An 890-nucleotide genomic window follows, 5' to 3' on the forward strand; every position below is an offset into this window, starting at 1 on the left:
GACGAGCGCGTGCTGCGCGCCGCGCAGTTCGTGCTGACCGAGAAGATCGCCAGGCCGATCATCGTGGGCCGCCCGTCCGTGGTGGAAATGCGCCTGAAGAAGATGGGCTCGAAGCTGCATGCGGGCACCGACTTCGAGATCGTCGATCCGGAAGACGATCCGCGCTTCCAGAAGAGCTGGCAGGCGTACCACGAGCTCGGCGCGCGCCAGGGCATCACGCCCGAGGTCGCGAAGGCGTCGATGCGCAAGTTCAACACGCTGATCGGCGCGATCCTCGTGCATCTGGGCGATGCGGACGGCATGATCTGCGGTCTCGTGAACAGCTTCGACTATCACCTCAAGTACATCGAGCAGGTGCTGGGCAAGGCCGCCGACGCCGACCACTACGCGGCGATGAACCTGCTGATGCTGCCGGGCCGCAACCTGTTCATCAGCGACACCTACGTGAACGAAGTGCCGAGCGCCGAGCAGCTCGCCGACATGACGATTCTCGCCGCGCGCGAGATCGAGAAGTTCGGCATCACGCCGAAGGTCGCGCTGCTGTCGAGCTCGAACTTCGGCAGCGTGCGTTCGTCGACCTCGCAGCGCATGCAGGCCGCGCGCCAGCTGATCGCGCAACGCGCGCCGCAGCTCGAAGTCGATGGCGAAATGCACGGCGACGCGGCGCTTTCGGAGCTGATCCGCAAGCAGTCGTTCCCGGGCACGACGCTCACGGGCGAAGCGAACCTGCTGATCATGCCGAACGTGGAAGCGGCGAACATCGCGTATAACCTGCTGAAGATGATCGGCGGCGAAGGCGTGACGGTGGGCCCGTTCCTGCTGGGCGCTTCGAAGCCGGTGCACATCCTCACGCCGGCGGCGACGGTGCGACGCATCATCAACATGACGGC

General features: G+C 65.4%; 1 protein-coding gene. It reads left to right on the forward strand.

Going from position 1 to position 890, the window contains the following annotated elements; all coding sequences use genetic code 11:
* A partial coding sequence (locus U5775_RS38865; RefSeq protein ID WP_322063426.1) for a phosphate acyltransferase occupies positions 1–890 on the forward strand: 890 nt, incomplete at both ends.

This window comes from Paraburkholderia sp. J63 (assembly GCF_905220245.1).
GTDB lineage: Bacteria > Pseudomonadota > Gammaproteobacteria > Burkholderiales > Burkholderiaceae > Paraburkholderia.